The sequence below is a fragment of the Rossellomorea sp. DUT-2 genome, from assembly GCF_052665285.1.
In genome coordinates this window covers 1-18,318 of the sequence record NZ_JBQPEO010000002.1, presented here as the reverse complement: position 1 = coordinate 18,318, position 18,318 = coordinate 1, and the positions used below count along the sequence as shown (strand labels likewise).

At 39.2% G+C, this 18,318-nt stretch carries 15 protein-coding genes, 1 pseudogene and 1 riboswitch; of the genes and pseudogenes, 12 read left to right on the top strand and 4 right to left on the bottom strand.

What is annotated here, in order from left to right; translation table 11 throughout:
* Nucleotides 1-36 precede the first annotated feature (36 nt).
* Nucleotides 37-138, top strand: a riboswitch (purine riboswitch).
* Nucleotides 139-260: 122 nt separating this feature from the next.
* From ACOSV2_RS05625 to ACOSV2_RS05570, 12 genes are all read left to right on the top strand, one after another.
* Nucleotides 261-848 carry a xanthine phosphoribosyltransferase gene (locus ACOSV2_RS05625; protein WP_428974303.1) on the top strand — a complete coding sequence of 196 codons (588 nt, stop codon included), beginning with the start codon at nucleotides 261-263 and terminating at the stop codon, nucleotides 846-848.
* On the top strand, nucleotides 848-2,152 hold the full coding sequence (locus ACOSV2_RS05620) for a nucleobase:cation symporter-2 family protein (protein ID WP_428974302.1): 1,305 nt from the start codon (nucleotides 848-850) through the stop codon (nucleotides 2,150-2,152). Before ACOSV2_RS05625 ends, ACOSV2_RS05620 begins: the two co-directional genes overlap by 1 nt.
* Nucleotides 2,153-2,336: 184 nt before the next feature.
* A complete protein-coding gene (locus tag ACOSV2_RS05615) occupies nucleotides 2,337-3,899 on the top strand; it encodes a fatty acid--CoA ligase (protein ID WP_428974301.1) in 1,563 nt (520 codons plus the stop codon).
* Nucleotides 3,900-4,069: 170 nt separating this feature from the next.
* A complete protein-coding gene (locus tag ACOSV2_RS05610; RefSeq protein ID WP_428975068.1) occupies nucleotides 4,070-4,459 on the top strand; it encodes a cell wall hydrolase in 390 nt (129 codons plus the stop codon).
* A 709-nt stretch (nucleotides 4,460-5,168) separates the two neighbouring features.
* Complete coding sequence (locus ACOSV2_RS05605) at nucleotides 5,169-6,026, top strand: MurR/RpiR family transcriptional regulator (protein ID WP_428974300.1); 858 nt, start codon at nucleotides 5,169-5,171, stop codon at nucleotides 6,024-6,026.
* 20 nt (nucleotides 6,027-6,046) lie between these two features.
* Nucleotides 6,047-7,426, top strand: a complete 1,380-nt coding sequence (locus ACOSV2_RS05600) for a YjiH family protein (protein ID WP_428974299.1) — start codon at nucleotides 6,047-6,049, stop codon at nucleotides 7,424-7,426.
* Nucleotides 7,427-7,443: 17 nt separating this feature from the next.
* Nucleotides 7,444-8,562 carry an amidohydrolase gene (locus ACOSV2_RS05595; protein WP_428974298.1) on the top strand — a complete coding sequence of 373 codons (1,119 nt, stop codon included), beginning with the start codon at nucleotides 7,444-7,446 and terminating at the stop codon, nucleotides 8,560-8,562.
* A gap of 15 nt (nucleotides 8,563-8,577) precedes the next feature.
* Nucleotides 8,578-9,414, top strand: coding sequence for a GNAT family N-acetyltransferase (locus ACOSV2_RS05590; protein WP_428974297.1), 837 nt, complete (start codon nucleotides 8,578-8,580; stop codon nucleotides 9,412-9,414).
* On the top strand, nucleotides 9,389-10,498 hold the full coding sequence (menC, locus tag ACOSV2_RS05585; RefSeq protein ID WP_428974296.1) for an o-succinylbenzoate synthase: 1,110 nt from the start codon (nucleotides 9,389-9,391) through the stop codon (nucleotides 10,496-10,498). Before ACOSV2_RS05590 ends, menC begins: the two co-directional genes overlap by 26 nt.
* An 883-nt stretch (nucleotides 10,499-11,381) precedes the next feature.
* Nucleotides 11,382-12,797 carry a polysaccharide deacetylase family protein gene (locus ACOSV2_RS05580; protein WP_428974295.1) on the top strand — a complete coding sequence of 472 codons (1,416 nt, stop codon included), beginning with the start codon at nucleotides 11,382-11,384 and terminating at the stop codon, nucleotides 12,795-12,797.
* 408 nt (nucleotides 12,798-13,205) lie between these two features.
* Complete coding sequence (locus tag ACOSV2_RS05575) at nucleotides 13,206-13,562, top strand: hypothetical protein (protein ID WP_428974294.1); 357 nt, start codon at nucleotides 13,206-13,208, stop codon at nucleotides 13,560-13,562.
* 465 nt (nucleotides 13,563-14,027) lie between these two features.
* Nucleotides 14,028-14,414, top strand: a complete 387-nt coding sequence (locus ACOSV2_RS05570; RefSeq protein WP_428974293.1) for a site-specific integrase — start codon at nucleotides 14,028-14,030, stop codon at nucleotides 14,412-14,414.
* On the opposite strand, the gene ACOSV2_RS05565 is transcribed toward ACOSV2_RS05570, so the two are convergent.
* The 4 genes and pseudogenes from ACOSV2_RS05565 to ACOSV2_RS05550 all read right to left on the bottom strand — a co-directional run bounded on the left by ACOSV2_RS05565 (nucleotide 14,366) and on the right by ACOSV2_RS05550 (nucleotide 18,294).
* Nucleotides 14,366-14,677 (bottom strand): hypothetical protein, encoded by a 312-nt coding sequence (locus ACOSV2_RS05565; protein ID WP_428974292.1) that lies wholly within the window; start codon nucleotides 14,675-14,677, stop codon nucleotides 14,366-14,368. The genes ACOSV2_RS05570 and ACOSV2_RS05565 overlap by 49 nt on opposite strands.
* A 350-nt stretch (nucleotides 14,678-15,027) precedes the next feature.
* Nucleotides 15,028-15,869 (bottom strand): annotated as a pseudogene (locus ACOSV2_RS05560) (tyrosine-type recombinase/integrase).
* 170 nt (nucleotides 15,870-16,039) lie between these two features.
* On the bottom strand, nucleotides 16,040-17,227 hold the full coding sequence (locus ACOSV2_RS05555; RefSeq protein ID WP_428974291.1) for an MFS transporter: 1,188 nt from the start codon (nucleotides 17,225-17,227) through the stop codon (nucleotides 16,040-16,042).
* 305 nt (nucleotides 17,228-17,532) lie between these two features.
* Nucleotides 17,533-18,294 (bottom strand): Nif3-like dinuclear metal center hexameric protein, encoded by a 762-nt coding sequence (locus tag ACOSV2_RS05550; RefSeq protein ID WP_428974255.1) that lies wholly within the window; start codon nucleotides 18,292-18,294, stop codon nucleotides 17,533-17,535.
* Nucleotides 18,295-18,318 lie beyond the last annotated feature (24 nt).

Here is an 18,318-nt window from a genome sequence, read left to right as displayed (position 1 = left end):
ACAAACTGTCAAGTTCCCGTTATACTATCCAATATCAAATCAATATTCGTTTTCACTCATATAATAGCGGGGATATGGCTCGCGAGTTTCTACCGGATTACCGTAAATGATTCGACTATGAGTGAGCAATGGATTGTCCGACAACATGGACGGTCTTTGCCTAACCCAAAGGTCATTGTCTCACTCTAGCCAGAGGACAATAGCCTTTGGGTTTTTTTGTAGACTTCCAGGTTCTATTACAGTAAAGGAGCGTTTTGATTATGAATGTATTAAAAAACAAAATTGAAGATGAAGGTGTCGTCCTTTCAGATACTGTATTAAAGGTAGATTCATTCCTGAATCATCAAGTGGACCCTGAATTGATGATTGAGATCGGGAAAGAATTTGCACGCCGTTTTAAAGATCAGGGAATTACGAAGGTGTTAACCATTGAGTCGTCCGGGATTGCTCCTGGCGTGATGGCTGCTCTTCAATTGAATGTTCCACTTGTATTTGCACGAAAGCGTAAATCATTAACCCTTTCAGAAGGTGTTCTTACATCAACGGTTTACTCCTACACGAAGCAGGAAGAGAACACAATCTCGATTTCCAGTAAATACATAGGAGAAAATGACCGTGTCCTATTGGTGGACGACTTTTTAGCAAATGGACAAGCTGCCCTTGGATTAATCAATTTAGTTAAGCAAGCAGGCGCCCACGTTGCCGGCATCGGGATCGTCATAGAAAAGTCCTTCCAAGACGGAGGAAAGCTCGTTCGTGAAACAGGATACAGAGTTGAATCATTAGCGGAAATCCAATCCCTCGAAAATGGCAAAGTGACATTTAAGCAAGAGGAGGCGCGGGTATAATGAAAAATCAGCCTATTAAACTGGCGTCACTCGGGATTCAGCACGTTCTCGCGATGTATGCCGGAGCGGTCATCGTTCCACTGATCGTAGGAGGAGCATTAGGGTTAACGGGAGAAGAGCTCACTTATCTGGTATCCATTGATATCTTCATGTGCGGGATCGCCACCTTATTGCAAGTATGGAAGAATCGTTTCTTTGGGATAGGACTTCCAGTCGTACTCGGATGTACGTTTACGGCAGTAGGGCCCATGATTGCGATTGGCGGGCAGTATGGAATTTCGGCGATCTACGGTTCGATACTGGTTTCAGGTTTATTCGTTATTGTAATCAGTAAGTACTTTGGAAAACTGGTTCGTTTCTTCCCTCCTGTTGTGACTGGCTCTGTAGTAACGATCATAGGGATTACCTTGATACCAGTAGCCATGAACAATATGGCAGGGGGACAAGGGAGTGCTGATTTCGGTTCATTGGAAAATTTGTCTCTTGCTTTTGGAACGTTGTCCTTTATATTAATCCTTTATAAATTCTTTACCGGTTTTGTCCGCTCTGTTTCCATTTTACTGGGATTGATGGCAGGTACAGCCGTTGCATTTGTACTAGGCAAAGTAGATTTTAGTGCGGTTGGGGATGCCTCCTGGTTTCATATGGCAAAACCTTTCTACTTTGGAATGCCGACGTTTGAAATAACGGCAATCCTAACTATGATACTAGTAGCAATGGTGAGTTTAGTAGAATCTACAGGAGTTTATTTTGCTCTGGCTGATATTAGCGATAAGAAGGTTTCAGAAGAAGATTTATCGAAAGGATATCGTGCTGAAGGATTAGCCATAGTTTTTGGTGGGTTGTTCAACGCATTCCCCTATACCGCATATTCCCAAAACGTAGGCTTGGTCCAGCTTTCAGGCGTGAAGCGCAACAGTGTGATTTATGCAACAGGAGCTTTTCTCGTGATCCTTGGATTGGTACCTAAGATTGGTGCTTTAACGACAGTGATTCCTGCTTCAGTATTGGGCGGGGCGATGGTGGCCATGTTCGGGATGGTCGTAGCGTATGGGATTAAGATGCTTAGCCATGTGAATTTTGCATCTCAGGAAAATCTATTGATCATTGCTTGTTCAGTAGGAATGGGATTAGGTGTAACCGCTGTTCCGGAATTATTTGCACAAATGCCATCCAGCATCCGAATCTTGACGGATAACGGGATTGTTGCTGGAAGTATAACCGCCATTGGACTGAATCTGTTTTTTAACGTGTTTTCTAAACGCAAGCTCAATGTTGTGTTGAATGAGCAGAAAGCATCGTAATCATTGTAGATATCGTAGTAGAAAAACGTCACCTTCTCACTATTAAGAATGTGACGTTTTTCTTTATGAATACATTTCAGAATTATCAGATTTTAAAGAAGGGTATATCGATAACGGTCTCGAACATAATTGATTAAGGAATGTAGCCATATTGGGATATACCTTAAATTAAAGGGGGAGAAATATGTACGCAACGACAGGATCCATTTTTGATCAAACGGTAGAAAAATTTCGGAATAAGGAGGCGATTGTAGAAGAGAAAACAGGTACTCGGTTAACTTTTGCACAGTGGCAGGATGAAGTTCATCGTGCAGCCAATGCGTTGCTAAAGGCAGGTGTGAAAAAGGGAGATCGGGTTTCGACTTATCTGTTTAATACACTGGAGTTAGCAACTTTGTACTTTGCGTGTGGAAAGATCGGTGCGGTGATCAACCCAATTAATTTTCGGTTGAAGGCCCAAGAAATACACTACATTTTAGAAGATGCCAAACCAAAGGTATTGATATTTGAAGAAGCCCTCACCCTTCCGATTCAGCAGATTTCACAAGACTTTCCACATACCCTTTTTTGGTATGTTGGAGAAGATGCCCCTACCTTTTCTTATAGGTATAAAGATGTTGTGAATCCATGTTCGAATTTCTTAATAAACATCCCTGTAGAAGAAACGGACCCATATGCGATTATGTACACGAGCGGGACTACCGGGAGGCCAAAGGGTGTGCTGCACAGGCATAGGGATATGGCTGAGCAAAGCTTGATTTGTACGTCTGTTATGGGTTTGACACCAAATGACATCGGACTTGTTACAGCACCTATGTTTCATTGTGCCGAGCTTCATTGTTGTTTCCTTCCTCGTGTTCAAGCAGGTGCGAAGAATATTATCGTTCATCAGTTTCAACCGCAAACCGTATTAGAAGTGATTGAACGGGAAAAGGTCAGTTCCTTTTTCGCTGCACCAACGATGTGGAACATGCTTCTGCAACACGGGGTAGATGATTTTGATACTTCTTCTTTACGGATCGGTCTTTACGGGGCGGCCCCAATGGCCCCGGTTCTTGTGAGGACACTCCATGAGAAAATGAAGATTGACTTGATACAAGCCTATGGTCAGACTGAGATGGGTCCAGCGGTTACCTTCCTTCTTCAAGATGAGCAGCTAACCAAGACAGGCTCGGCAGGAAGGGCCGCCTATAACCATGAAATACGGGTAGTCAAACCGAATGAAAACGGGCCTTCCGAACCGGATAATCTATGCAAGCCTGGTGAAGTCGGGGAAATCATTGTTCGCGGTTCCTGTACCATGCTTGAATATTTCAACCGTAAGGAAGCGACGGAAAGAGCATTATATAAAGGCTGGTACCATTCCAGTGATCTGGGTTATATGGATGAAGATGGGTATCTATACGTTGCTGATCGGGTGGATGATATGGTGATATCGGGTGGAGAAAATGTGTATCCCCGTGAGGTCGAAGATGCACTGCACGCCCATGAAGATGTTGTAGATGTAGCCGTCCTCGGCCAGCCTCATGAAAAATGGGGAGAACAGGTGATTGCCGTTGTGGTTTCCAAAAATCCTTCATTGTCTTCGCAAGATCTCGATCTCTTTTTGAAAAATGGTGATTTGTTGGCGGATTATAAGCGGCCCCGTGAATATATTTTCGTAGAAGAACTTCCTCGGAATGCAAGTGGTAAGATTCAAAAGTTTTTACTTAGAGATAATCATGTCCGGAAAGAAAATACACGATAAAGCGAAGGTCCTTTAGCGGGACCTTTTTTACATTTTCTGATGATGTCAATCGGGCACCGAGTATAGGACAGTCCGACTGCCCATATATTTGATATGAGGATATGGGGGAGGGTGATATAGTGCCGTTAATAAAGCATAATGAAGAGGAAGTTAAACTACTTGCCAGGTTAATGAGAGCAGAAGCTGAAGGTGAAGGGAATCAAGGGATGATGATGGTCGGGAATGTAGGTGTAAATCGGGTATTAGGTGATTGTTTGGATTTTAAGAATATCAGAAGCATTAAACAAATGGTTTACCAAAGCCCTGGGGGATTCGAAGCCACGCAAAAAGGATACTTTTATCAAAGGGCAAGAAGTAACGAACTCGACATGGCCAGAAAAGTAATAAACGGTCGACGTATACATCCTGCAAGTTTTAGCATGTGGTTTTTTAAGCCATCGGGTAATTGTCCAAGTAAATGGTATAATCAAGCAAATTCAGGCCGATTTAAAAGTCATTGCTTTTATCAGCCTACCCGTACTGATTGTCCAACTGTCTTTCAATCCGGTTTGCAAGGATAAGAATGATCAAAATATATTATGTGGAAAGTATCGGACAAAAAAACATTTGAACTTTTCAAATGTTTTTTTGTTTTTTTTCTGTTCACATCCTTTTTTAAGAATTGGTGATGGGGAATTTATCTTAAATTTCATTTCATAAATGCTAGTATTATTTTTATCAAAAATACATACACGTCGGGTAGAAATATTTTGAAAAAATGTTCGCAATTCGCGTCATGAGACGAGATGTTTTGGGGATAGCAAGATCTGTAACTATAACTCTCAACATAAGGATGGTGTACTGAAATGAAAAAGTTTTTAGCCAAAAGATCTTACAAAGAAAAAAAGCTGCCTGGGGGATAAAATCATTAAGGGGTTTGGTACTTTTGTTCTGGCTCTTATATTGTTCCTTTCCATGCCTTCAGTCAGTAGTGCTGTTGGTAAAGATGCAAACGGACTCGATGTATATGTCATTCAGGGAATGCTTAAGTAACTAGGTTTAAAAGACAAGAGATCATTCAAGGGTTTTCCATAAAATGGCGTCTGATATTTTATATCGGGCGCGATTTTTAGGTTGTGAAATCTTTTTAAAAGAAAGCAGTTCGCTTCGACTGTATTCTTTCCACTTGTAAATATCAGAATTATAAAATTTCTCATTGAATATGAAGTATATAATGCACTATACTATAAAAAACGAAGGATTTCCTTCAGTGTACAGAAAGGAGTAGTCATGGTTCAAAAATCAATTGCACGAATCATTAAAGAAAACTATTCTTCCTTATCTGCCGGACAAAAAAAAGTGGCTGAGTTGATTCTTAAACATCAAGGTGAAGCAGCGATACTCACGGCTTTTCAGATGGGGAGGAAAGTTGGTGTAAGTGAAACAACTGTGATCCGATTAGGCTATGCCCTAGGCTTTAAAGGATATTCTGAAATGCAGGAAGTGGTGCGAAGGGATTGGTTAGAGAAGAAGAAGGTTAATGGAAATGAATCAATTCCTTCATCCTCAACAGATGGTGATGAGGAGAGTGTATTCAGTAAGGTCATTGAGAAAGAAAAATCCGTCCTGGAGCAGCTAATGAGTCAATTAGACGTGAAAGAAATTTGGAAAACCATTGATCGTTTAATACAATCAGAGCGAGTTTATATTGGTGGATTTGGGAGTTCTTATGGAGCGGCTTATTGGATGCATTATACGTTGAAACAATACAGGGCAAACGTATTCCTCTCTAGTCCAGCAGGATTTCCCCCTGAAGATATATGTGATTTGGATCAACGTTCCACTGTGGTTATGTTTTCGTTTCCCCGGTTCCGCACAGAATCCATTGAGCTTGTGAAGGAGGCAAAAAAACGAGGTTCTTATGTCATTGCGATCACCAATAGACAATTATCACCCATCGGACAGATTTCTGACCTTACACTCACAACCGAAGAAGGGATGAATTCAGGACATCATTCAATTGCATCTGTCGTTAGTTTAGTTGAAATCATTTTAATAGGTCTTCAACATCGAGATCAAGACAACATAAGTATTCGGCAAAGGAAGCTAGAGCAATTATATACAAATCAGGGGTTATTTATTGAATAAAACAGAGGGGTGGAGAGTGTATGAATGGGGTATCACAAACGAATGAAAAAATAGAAGCGAAAGCATTTACTACCAGTGACATATGGAAATTCCTGATTCCATCATTGATTGGAATCCTATTATTTATTGTACCGATTACAACAGAAGATGGCATCACGATTCCCGTCGCTTATTTTGCGGGACAAATTAATGGGTATTTAGGTGAAGTTATCCCTGCAATGACAGTTCTGATTATGGCGCTCTCTGTCATAGGGTCACTAATAGCGATAACGATCAAACCAGCTTTTATTACAAATAGTCGCTATTTGAGCACTCTTTTAATCATTCGTCCTTTTTGGCTTGTTGCACGTGTTCTTGGCACGCTGTTTGCTGTGATGACGATTTATCAATTAGGACCTGGGATGGTTTTCTCAGAAAATACAGGTGGGCTCTTAATCTATGATCTGATTCCTATTCTATTTTCTACTTTTCTTCTGGCTGGTTTACTGCTACCGCTCCTTCTTAATTTTGGATTATTAGAGTTCTTTGGTGCCTTATTGCTGAAAGTGATGAGACCAGTTTTTACATTACCTGGCCGTTCTTCACTCGACTGCCTGGCATCATGGGTGGGAGACGGCACGATAGGTGTTCTTCTGACGACCAAGCAATATGAAGAAGGGTACTACACCAAGCGTGAAGCGGCGGTGATAGCCACTACTTTTTCGGTTGTTTCCATTACGTTTACGATTGTGGTCATTTCTTACTTGAACTTAGAGCAATATTTCCTTCACTATTACGCAACGATTATCTTTGCCGGGCTTGTAGCGGCACTGATCATGCCACGTATACCACCATTATCAAGAAAACCGAATACGGGTTATGAAAGAACTAAGTTAAAGAACGAAACAGGGATTCCATCCGATTTCTCCGTTGTTAAATGGGGCTTTCATCAAGCTGTAACGAAGGCTAAAAAGAATAATGGACCTGTTTCTGTCGTGAAAGAAGGAGTTCAGAACGTAATGGATATGTGGCTTGGTGTCTTACCGATCGTTATGGCGATAGGGACAGTAGCATTGGTCATTGCAGAGTATACACCTTTTTTCACCTATCTTGGGAAACCTTTCGAACCTATCCTTACTGTCATGCAGGTTCCTGAAGCAAGTGAAGCTGCCCAGACCATGGTCGTCGGGTTCGCCGATATGTTTCTTCCGGCTGTCATCGGTAGTGGAATTGAAAGTGAACTTACCCGTTTTGTCATTGCATGTGTATCTGTTACACAATTAATCTATATGTCTGAAATGGGAGGATTGCTTCTCGGTTCGAAGCTGCCTGTCAGTATCGTAGATTTGATTTTGATCTTTCTAATCCGGACATGCATTACTCTACCTATTGTCGTAGTGATTGCACATATGATTTTTTGATAGGAGGAAGAAACACAATGAAATTTGTAGATGAACATCATGATGAGATTCTAAAAACCTATCAGGAGCTGCATCAGCTGGCTGAACCGAGCTGGATGGAAGAAAAGACATCCAGCTATTTAATAACTAAACTTTCAGAGGCTGGTTTTTCTGTTAAAACATACGAAGGGCATTACGGATTTATTGCAGAATTAAAGGGTGAGCAGTCAGAGGTAATTGCTCTTCGTGCCGATATGGATGCATTGCTTCAAGAAGTGGATGGAGTGGTTAAACCAAATCATTCTTGTGGTCATGATGCCCATAGTACAATGGTTTTGTATACAGCTCTTGCATTGGCGGAAAAAACACTGAATCATACGGTTCGCTTTATCTTTCAACCCGCTGAAGAAAAGGCAGCGGGGGCACTGAAAATGATAGAAGAGAATGTTTTAGATGATGTCAAGTTTCTAGGGGGGATCCATCTTCGACCTGAAATGGAGGTCCCTTATGAAATGGCTGCTCCTGTTATCGTTCACAGCTCTACTGCAGCGCTAAAGGGAACGATTAAAGGAATACCTGCACATGCAGCAAGGCCGGAACACGGGAATAACCCCCTGGAGGCAGCCTCTTTATTGATTCAGGCGGTCAAACGGATCAGGTTGAATGTCAACAATCATTATTCCATTAAGATCACGGAGCTGCACGGAGGTGAAGCATCCAACTCCATTCCGGAAAAGGCACATTTCACCTTCGATTTAAGAGCTGAATCGAATGACACCATGACAGCATTATTGGAAAAAGCAGAACAGCTGATTTCAGGTATACAACAGGAGACGGATACCGACATCACCTATCAGGTGGAAGAATATCTGCCAGCTGCTGTAAAGGACCCACAGGCAATCGAGCTAGCTCGTGAAGCAATTCGTTCGGTTCTTGGAGAAAAAAATGCGGTATTAGAATGTATTTCTCCTGGAGCAGAAGACTTTCATTTTTATTCGATCAATAATCCTGGTTTATCTTCGACTATGATCGGGCTTGGATGTGGACTCTCACCAGGATTGCATCATCCTTCCATGGAATTTAATCAAGAATCTCTGGTTTATGGAACAAAGATATTAATTGAGATGTTATTAGTAGCGGATCGACACAACTGGTAATGAGGAGGAAAGATCGTGAAACATGACATACAAACATCATTGAAGATCCGGACGCTGCACTCTGTAGAGGATTTAGAGGCTGTCAGAAGATTGGAGTCACTTGTGTGGAGTTTTGAAGATTCTGTACCGGTTAATCAGAGTGTAGCTGTGGTGAAGAACGGCGGATTCATTCTTGGAGCCTATTATCAGGAGAAGCTTATCGGCTTTCAATATAGTTTTCCCGGTTTTGATGGAAAGAAGGTGTATCTTGTATCCCATAGTTTAGGAATCCATCCCGATTTCAGGAAATTTGGGATTGGAGAAATACTGAAAAGAGCACAAAGAAAAACGGCAGGCGAGATGGGGTATGATGTCATCACCTGGACGTATGATCCGTTGGAAACCGTGAACGGTAACCTGAACTTACATAAACTTGGAGCGGTTGTACGTACGTATATCCCCAATATTTATGGAGAAATGTCCGATCAATTGAATGCAGGGATAGCTACGGATCGATTTCTTGTAGAATGGTGGGTACGTCAATCGAAGAGTAATAATGTGTTAGGGAATAATCTTCATTCTGCTGTTGATTTAAAAGAATGTGAACATGGTTGGCTTGTTGAAAAGGTAGATTTAACCCTCAGACATCATCACATTTCCGTTTCGGTTCCGGGTCATTTCCAGGAAATCAAAAGGGCAGACCTTTCACTTGCTCTCGATTGGAGAAAAAAAACAAGAGACGTCTTTTCTCATTACTTAAATCATGGCTGGATCGTGACAGACCTTGTAAAAGATAAAAAACACCACGGGCAATACCAATACCTCATGGAGAAAGGTAATCATCATTATGCAAATCAAACGAATCATTCTTAGACAGATCAAGATGGATTTACTGCACCCTTTTACGACGAGTGTAGGGACGGAAACAGATAAAACGATTATTCTCGTTGAAGTGAAATCAGCATCAGGGATATCGGGATGGGGGGAGTCGGTCGCCATCACCCAGCCGATCTATAACGAAGAAACGGTGGAAACCAACTGGCATATGATGAGCGACCACTTGATTCCTCTTCTTAAGGAGGAAGCGGTCCAACATCCTGATGAGGTGACCGGCAAATTTAAGAAAATCAGAGGCAATAATAATGCCAAAGCGGCCATTGAAGGTGCGGTTTGGGACCTATATGCAAAGGAAAACAACCTCCCGTTAGCAAAAGCACTAGGGGGGACCAAAGACAGAATCGAAGTAGGAGTAAGTGTAGGCATTCAGCAATCCGAGACACTTATGTTAAAACAAATTGAAGATTATTTGAAAGAAGGCTATAAGCGGATCAAGGTGAAAATTCAACCAGGATGGGATACCGGGATCATCAGATCGATTCGACAGGAATTCCCTAAAATTCCACTCATGGCCGATGCAAACTGCGCTTATTCTCTAAATGACATCGAAATCCTCAAAGCTCTGGATGAATTCGATTTATTGATGATTGAACAACCTTTGGATCATGATGATATCATTGATCATGCAAAGCTGCAGTCTCAACTTAAAACACCAATCTGTTTAGATGAGAGTATTCACAGTTTCGAGGATGCGAGAAAAGCAATTGAACTCGGAAGCTGTAAGATCATTAATTTGAAAATCGGGCGTGTCGGAGGTCTCACGGAATCAAAGAAAATCCATGATTTATGTGTGGAGCACAATATACCTATGTGGTGCGGGGGGATGCTTGAAGCTGGGATAGGAAGGGCTCACAACATTGCCATCACGTCATTGGGGAATTTCACCCTGCCTGGCGATACGGCACCATCTTCTCATTACTGGAAGCGGGATATCATTCAACCTGAGGTGGAAATGAAAGATGGATATATAGTTGTACCTGAAGCGCCAGGTATTGGATACGAGCCGGACTTGGAGCAGATCGAAGCGTTGACAATGTATAGTAAAGTTTTTCACTTTTAATGAATTTAGTCGATTTTCAAAACAGATACCACGAATCGAACACTTGTTCTTTTTGGCGAAATTAAGCAAGTTGGTGCGAAAATGCCCGTAAAATCGAGAAAAACAAAGATTTTAAAAAGTGTTAACTTAAAAATATATTTAATTATACGAAAAAAATTGAGCACGGGGAGCCCCGTGCTCATAGAGAGTATATAACCTCTTTATCAGATAAAACTATCAGTGGTATAGGTTTTTTACTTAGAAATTGCGTTTGCATTTAGGACAATTACATTTATGGTGATGATTCTTTTTATGGCATCCACAATGGTGTTCATGCTTTTTACATCCGCAATCGCGGTGGTGATCTTTTTTATGACATTTACATTCATGTTTGTCCTTTATTTTAAAACATTTCACTTCTTGTTCTTCGAATTCTCTTCTTGGTTTGTCGCAAACGTCATAGTCATCATCGCATGAACAGTGGATGAACATTAAGTTGTCCCAAAAACGGCAACAAGGAAAATCATCTCTTCTGTTTTGATCACACTGATTGAAAAATGGGAACCACATTATAAATCCCCCTAACTTCTTTAAATTGTCAAGGGTGATCCCCGACTTACTTTATACTATGCAACTTTGTCCAAAATGTGTTTGGGCAGAAGTCAGAATTACTATGCGTTTAGATCAGATAAGGTGAAAAAGACGAATATGAGGATGAGAATGCCATTTAGTTATTAAAAGAGATGGAAATTTTATGATGAACGAAATTTTGATTCTTTTCATTACTATTCAAACATTTTTAATTATGTTTATGAGTTTTTTTACTATGGTAATTGTCAGAATGCATTATGATATAATAGGTCATTAACAGCTAGTATTTGATCTTTAGAAAGGACCTATCGTGATGAGTAAAAAAATAACATGGCTAGTCACTGGAATTATAACGGCAATATTAATTTGTGCGACAATTATCGGTATGACTCAACCGAAAGATGCGGAACCAATAGAAAAGGTGCTAAGGAAGGATTGGAGTAAATATCCAGGTCTGGAGCTTGAAACAAAGACGAAGGAAACGGACCTCTATACCTCTTCCATTAGTTATCTCATTACAGAAGATAAACAAATCAACAAAACCATTAAAGACTGGATTTCTTCAGAGAAAGAACAGTTTATGAATCAGATGCATGAGAATAAGTCCATCCTGAATAGAGATCACAGGGCAAATATAACAATCACGGTCGATACCCATCAGATGGAAAAACATCTGTATAGTGTAGAATTTACAAGCTATCAATTTGCTGGGGGAGCAAACGGAAGAGAGAAAAAGAAAATCTTCAATATTGATACATCTTCCCAAAAGTTACTCACGATTCATGACATGGTAGATGGTGAGGAGAATCTTGATCTATTACGAAGAAAGATTAAAGACCAGTTGAAAAATGATAAAAATCTCTCACCCTACGTATTTGAAGAGTATCTGGAAAAGGCGTTAGAAGATCCGAATGATTGGAAATGGTCGATTGATACGAATTACTTTCGCATGTATTTTGATGAATATGAGGTTGCAGCAGGTGCTGCCGGGGGGATAGAAGTGAAAATCCCTATGAAGGAAGTGCAATCGCAGCTTTCAGTTAACATACAGGGAGAACCGACGGAGCATCAGAGTTCAAATAGTACGAAGGAAAATGGAGAAATTAAACCTTTAGATCCAAATGGCAAATATGTGGCCCTTACCTTTGATGACGGACCTAGCCCTAAGGTGACCCCTGATATACTCAAGACATTGAAAGAGCACTACGCCAAAGCCACCTTTTTTATGCTGGGTAGCCAAGTAGACTTTTATCCGGATCTTGCGAAAAAAGTGTCTGAAGATGGCCATGAAATCGCCAATCATACATTACATCATCGAGACTTATCTCAACTTGGACAAGAACAGATCGAACATCAAATTAAGGAGTCAGAGAAGATTATCACTAAAGCGACTGGTCAGGAGAATTTGCTGATAAGGCCTCCATACGGTGCTTATAATGATAAAGTGGAGTCAGTAGCACAAGCAGCGAACGAACCGCTGATTCTTTGGTCAGTGGATTCCTTGGATTGGCAAAGTTTGAGCGAACAAGATGTGATTACCACCGTAGAGCATGAAGTTGTACCGAATTCCATTGTTCTTCTTCATGATATCCATCCCTCCACTGGCAAAGCATTGCCGGAACTGCTTTCGGCATTGGAAGATCAAGGATATGAATTTGTAACGGTATCACAACTATTGACATTAAAGCAATTTGACGAAAGTAACCCAGTTTTCGGTGCAGTGAAATAGAAAGAAAAAAAACGTCTCGTTTTGATAACGAGGCGTTTTTTTCTTTTTGGAGATATGTGATTAGTAAATGAATAGATTCTGAAATAATTGGTTTTAAGCGGGTAAACAAGGTGAGAAAAAAGATGTGGATGTCTATTGAAAGAAGTTAGGTAGACAATTGATAAAGGGAAAATCAAAAAGATGACCTGCATTTTGAATGTATCTAATGAAGTGACATAATCCAGTATAAACTTGCGGTTGAACCGACATATTCTATTAAACTAAATGATAAGCATAAAGAAGAAGTCAATAGCAGGTGTTTGGGTGTGGCGAAAGCACATTTTAGAATAGGCTTGAAATGATAGTCTAAACCATTCTAGCAATGATTTCATATACTAGATTATTCTTTGATTAGAAAGGAGGTAGAATATGAATAGTAAATATAATGACTGTACTTGCAATAAATCTAATGAGTACAAGCATGATGATCATAGTGGCCATCAACAAGTGGATTCGTGCAACTGTTGTGTCATTGGATTGGAGAGGACGATTAGAGACCATTTTCGTTGTGGAGATACAATTGGTATTACTCTATTCGGAGAGACTGGAGCAGGGATTTTCATTGGAAGATTCAGAGGCTTGAAATATAGTGTTGTTGAGATTGATGATCTACTTGTTCCAGGTACAACTAGTTTTATTCCATTGTGTGATATAAATAGTATTGAAAGAGGACTTCAGTTCCAGGAGCAACCGATGCAAGTTGAAAAAAATAACGTTGTAAAATGATAGGTTGGATTAAAAGCTCAGAGTTTCGTACTTTGAGCTTTTATTATGCCATTTTTTATTAGAACCAAATTAACTTGTTAGAGACAACATATTAATAAGCGTGTATTACTTTGATTGTGTGAAGCTGAAGGATGTTAATGCCTGATAATGATGAGTATAGAAGTAGAACTTAGCTTCCTTTTATAGTTTACATAATATTTATTATAGGAAGTTAACTCAGAATGACCGAAAAGGTCTCAAAAGGCTAGTATACGCTTTACATTGAGACGAAATAAAAATTTCGGTAAATGAGATACTTCCCATAATAAATGATATTGAGAAGTTTTTGCTGAGTGACTTCTCCATAATGATTCCTGATAATTTTCTGGATCATCCTGATAAGTATCTGGTATGTTCTGATAATTCTTTGGTTCGGGATAGAATTTGTTGGTACGTCCAAATAATAATCATTTGGAGGTCTTTTCCATGGAATTTCAACACGCTTTGGATGAATTTTTGCTGTATCTCGACGTTGAGAAAAATTATTCCAAAAATACCCTAACCAGCTATGAAAGCGATTTAACCCTTTTTTTGAGCTTCCTGCAGGATCATAAGCGATCCACCGTTTTGAGTGATTTGAATCCCTCCCTCGTTCGCCGGTTTATCCAGCAACAGACGCTTCAGGAGCATAACAAACCCCGAACGATGCGCAGACGTATTTCCAGCTTGAAATCGTTCTGTCAGTTCTGTCTAAAAGAGCACATGATGTCTTCCGACTTTATGGCCGGGATTCAATCACCCAAAATGGATAACAAGCTCCCGGTTTACATGAAGGTAATGATTGCCTCAATTAGAGGCTTAATCGGACGCTGACTCATCCTTTCACTGGCTTCTAAATTCCAACTGCTTTCTGAAGATGGATCGGCTGCTAATACTCCTGGAAGGAACCGGCCGATTGTACCAGCTGCTCCAATATACAGGCTGAGATTATCACTCCAATTCCCTCCACATCCTTCAATGGATATTGATTCGTCTACCATATCTGTCTTCACACCTAATTCATTTAACGCCTTGATGCACCAATACGAATCATCACTTTTTAGAATGCCTGATAATTGGGTCGTTCCATTTGCCACTGCACCAAGAATTTAAGCCCGATTAGTAAAGCTTTTACTTCCAGGGATCGTTAGGTCTTTTCTTAAGGTTTTAGATCCTAACGGTTTAATTTCCAAAGATTTAATATCCTTCAGTTCTGACCAGGGTGATCTTGCTTTTATATCTAAGTTTGCCAAGAAACATCATTCCTTTACTTTAATAAGATGCTACTTCCTAACTATGAATTTCTTAATTCTATATGGATTTGATTTGTGATTATCTATAAAACCAATTATTTCAAATTATGACAATATACTCAATACTTTCCTGCGTTAACTAGTCTAAGACCAAAATAAAAGCCTCACACCAATTGGCGTAAGGCTCTTTTCAGTTAAAAGTATTTACAATAAAAGTCTTGGCGCAGCTTTCCACTAAGCTGAGCATAGATCTTTGTCGTCTCACTTTTCTCATGTCCTAAAAGACTTTGGATTACTTCCAGTGGAGCACCGTTATTAATTAAATGTGTGGCATAACTATGTCTTAATTGGTGAGGATGAATGCTCTTCTTTATTCTGCTCGTTTTGATATCCTTTTTATAATGTACCTCACCATATCAATGCTCATCCTGTTTTGGGGCTTCCTTTCTGTGATGAATAGACAATCATCCAGATCGTCTCGTTCATCCAGGTATCGTTTCAGCCATAAAGAACAGCGAGTATTAAAATACACTTCCCTCTCTTTGTCACCTTTTCCATGAACAATCACGGAGTTAGCTGTGAAGTTGATATCATCTTGGTTTAGTTTTACAACTTCTCCAATTCGACAACCTGTAGAATAGAAGAATTCAAACAACGCATTTTCTAATGAACTTTGACAAGCTTCTCTAAGGTGTTCAATTTCTATATCAGTTAGAAACTTAGGAATTCTTTTTCCTATCTTTGGCTCCTTTAATTTTGAAGCAGGATTGTAATGTAGGTGGCCTTCATCATGGATCCATTTAAATAGAGATCTGATGCATCTAACCCGATGTCCCAGGCTTGTTGGCTTTAAGTGTTCTCCAGAATGAATTAGGTAACTTTTCAGATTTTCCGTTGTGATGTCTTTTATGTTGATGTCACCAAAGTGTCTTAACAATAGACTGTATTGGAAACAGTAAGCTTTTAATGTTAATGGGGAATACCCTTCGATTTTCTTATCTAACTGATATTTCTCCCAAGCTTCAGACATTCTCATATTTCATCAACTCCTACGAGGCTGCCAAACAAGTAAACTTTGGTTTAAGTGTGCCCCATTAGAAGGTTATTTATACAAGGTTATTAAAATATATTTCTCCGACCGAAAGGAACCGATCTTCAATTAGCGCCCCCTTTAATGGAAGATATAATTGTTAAAGAAAGAATGTATTAAGAGGTGCTTTTGAGTTGAGTTTCTTCCGCAAAATACTCAGATTTGCTTGGCATAAGAACCAACCTTATTTGCCAAATACTTATGACAAGCATTAAAGTAGACGCAGCAATTATACTGTACCTAACTGGAATGATATCACCTGTAAAACCAATCAATAATATGAAGATTACCTGAAGAAAGCTTTGAAAAATACCATATATGCTTGAAATCCTTCCCATCATTTTGACTGGTACATTATTTTGGTAAAAAGTCATAAATCCAGTGCCTGAAAATGAGTTGAAAAAGCCTAAAACCATAAAGCCAATGGCTACTGACCAAAATGAAAATGAAAAAGCATAGACCAGATAGCCCACTGAAACCATAAAATAACCAGAAGATATTAGGACTCTTATTGATAACTTTTTAGCCACCATCGAAACAATAGTTGCTCCAAAAACAGAACCCACCCCTGTTAAACTTATAAGAAGTCCATATTCTGTCTCAGATAAATTTAATACCTTTTGAGTAAATACGACCTCTTGAGCATCCATTCCAAGTGCAACTATCATAAAAAATTGAGCTAAGAAGTACACTTTTACTATGAAAAGATTGCTTTGACTAAATTTAAATACTTCTTTCCAATCACTTTTCAATATTTCCAAACTAATCTTGCGTACTCCTACATCCACTTCAGTATTCACATTTGGTAGTAAATACACCATTATAGCCGATACAATAAAAGAAAAAGCATTAATCCATATTGACATATTAACAGAGGTGAAAAGTAGGAGTGCTCCAGAAATAGCAGGTCCAATTAAAAAGGCACTAGAAGTAATCAAACTCCTGAAAGAGTTAAACTGTTTTCGTCCTTTCTCTGGAACAACATTCGTAATATAAGTAAGTGCTGCTGGTTCAAAGAAAGCTTTTGAAACAGATAGAAAGAATAGACATACATATATAAGCCAAATAGAGCCGAAGAAAGGAATGACAGCTACTAAGATTGCACGAATGATGTCTGTACCAATCATTATTCGTCGAATATTCAAACGGTCAATAATACTCCCAGACCAAAATTTCGTTAACATCGAAGCGATAGGTCCTATAATCCATAATCCAGCTACTGCGGCAGCAGAGCCCGTTAGTTTTAATACTAAAACATTGATGGCAACAAGATAAATAAAATCTCCTAAGGTTGATATTCCCAATCCAAATAGTAATAAATATGAATTCTTTTTTTGAGAGAAGCTTGGTTGATTAATATTAACACCTCATCTGATGAGTTCTAATATATACCTTTTCTATAAAAATTGGAAATTACCTGTAAATATTAATACTTGTCACAAATAATTCATAACTAAAAAAGAACCCTAAGAACAAGGGTCCCCCTGTTCAATTAACCTGCCCAATAATTGAAGAAAGAAACGCAATAGCGTGATCAAATAGCTGATCTTCTGTTATTGCCCCCGTTTGTTTAAGTACAATACTTCACAAAGTCGGAAAAAAATAAAAATCATTTATGATTGAACTCAAAGTGCTCTTCCTTTAACTTAACAAGTTTAATGTCTTTATCTAAATTCTGGAGTTTATTTGCTAGACTTTCTACACCGAATATCTCTGTAAAAGTGTGACTGCCAACTAAAAGATTAATCCCTACAAATTGAGCATATTGAATAGTGTACAAGGTTGCTTCTCCTGTTATATAGGTATCACAACCTTCTTCAACTGCTATTTTTAGATGGTTTGAAGAATGCCCTGCACCTGTTAACACTCCAACCTTCTTTACTTTCTTAACATTATTCCTCCAAGCTCTAACTGGCTCCTCTAACTCATCTCTCATTTTTTGAACAAGAAAGTTAAAATCAATAGGCTCGCTAAATTCTCCTATACCAGGAACATCCCCATTATCATAAACCGAGTATTTAATAATCTTATCTATACCAACAACATTCATAAGAGAAGTACAGGTGCCAAATTCACTAAAGTCTAAAGGACCGTGTATCCAGAAGTGACTAATATTATGCTCTTGTAATTTCTTTAGGCATTCCTTTCTTAATCCATAAATAAAATCCCAGGCATCGTGATGAGTAACCATCAAATCCACATTGTTCGACGCAGCTTTTTCAATTGTTTCGATAGATAAATTTGTAGAATATCCAATTGTTGAAATCGAATTATTCGACTTATTAGTAAAACCGTAATCGTCATCAAGTTCTTCTAATAACTCTTCATCAAAGAGTTTTTTAATATGCTGTTCGAACTGCTCTAAGTTCATTATTTTCCCCCTAAGTTAATTTTT

Bases quoted from the DNA above. Each gene is read 5' to 3' on its own strand.
- ACOSV2_RS05625 (WP_428974303.1), top strand. From the start codon at position 261: ATGAATGTATTAAAAAACAAAATTGAAGATGAAGGTGTCGTCCTTTCA.
- ACOSV2_RS05620 (WP_428974302.1), top strand. From the start codon at position 848: ATGAAAAATCAGCCTATTAAACTGGCGTCACTCGGGATTCAGCACGTT.
- ACOSV2_RS05615 (WP_428974301.1), top strand. From the start codon at position 2,337: ATGTACGCAACGACAGGATCCATTTTTGATCAAACGGTAGAAAAATTT.
- ACOSV2_RS05610 (WP_428975068.1), top strand. From the start codon at position 4,070: ATGAGAGCAGAAGCTGAAGGTGAAGGGAATCAAGGGATGATGATGGTC.
- ACOSV2_RS05605 (WP_428974300.1), top strand. From the start codon at position 5,169: ATGGTTCAAAAATCAATTGCACGAATCATTAAAGAAAACTATTCTTCC.
- ACOSV2_RS05600 (WP_428974299.1), top strand. From the start codon at position 6,047: ATGAATGGGGTATCACAAACGAATGAAAAAATAGAAGCGAAAGCATTT.
- ACOSV2_RS05595 (WP_428974298.1), top strand. From the start codon at position 7,444: ATGAAATTTGTAGATGAACATCATGATGAGATTCTAAAAACCTATCAG.
- menC (WP_428974296.1), top strand. From the start codon at position 9,389: ATGCAAATCAAACGAATCATTCTTAGACAGATCAAGATGGATTTACTG.
- ACOSV2_RS05580 (WP_428974295.1), top strand. From the start codon at position 11,382: ATGAGTAAAAAAATAACATGGCTAGTCACTGGAATTATAACGGCAATA.
- ACOSV2_RS05575 (WP_428974294.1), top strand. From the start codon at position 13,206: ATGAATAGTAAATATAATGACTGTACTTGCAATAAATCTAATGAGTAC.
- ACOSV2_RS05570 (WP_428974293.1), top strand. From the start codon at position 14,028: ATGGAATTTCAACACGCTTTGGATGAATTTTTGCTGTATCTCGACGTT.
- ACOSV2_RS05550 (WP_428974255.1), bottom strand. From the start codon at position 18,294: ATGAACTTAGAGCAGTTCGAACAGCATATTAAAAAACTCTTTGATGAA.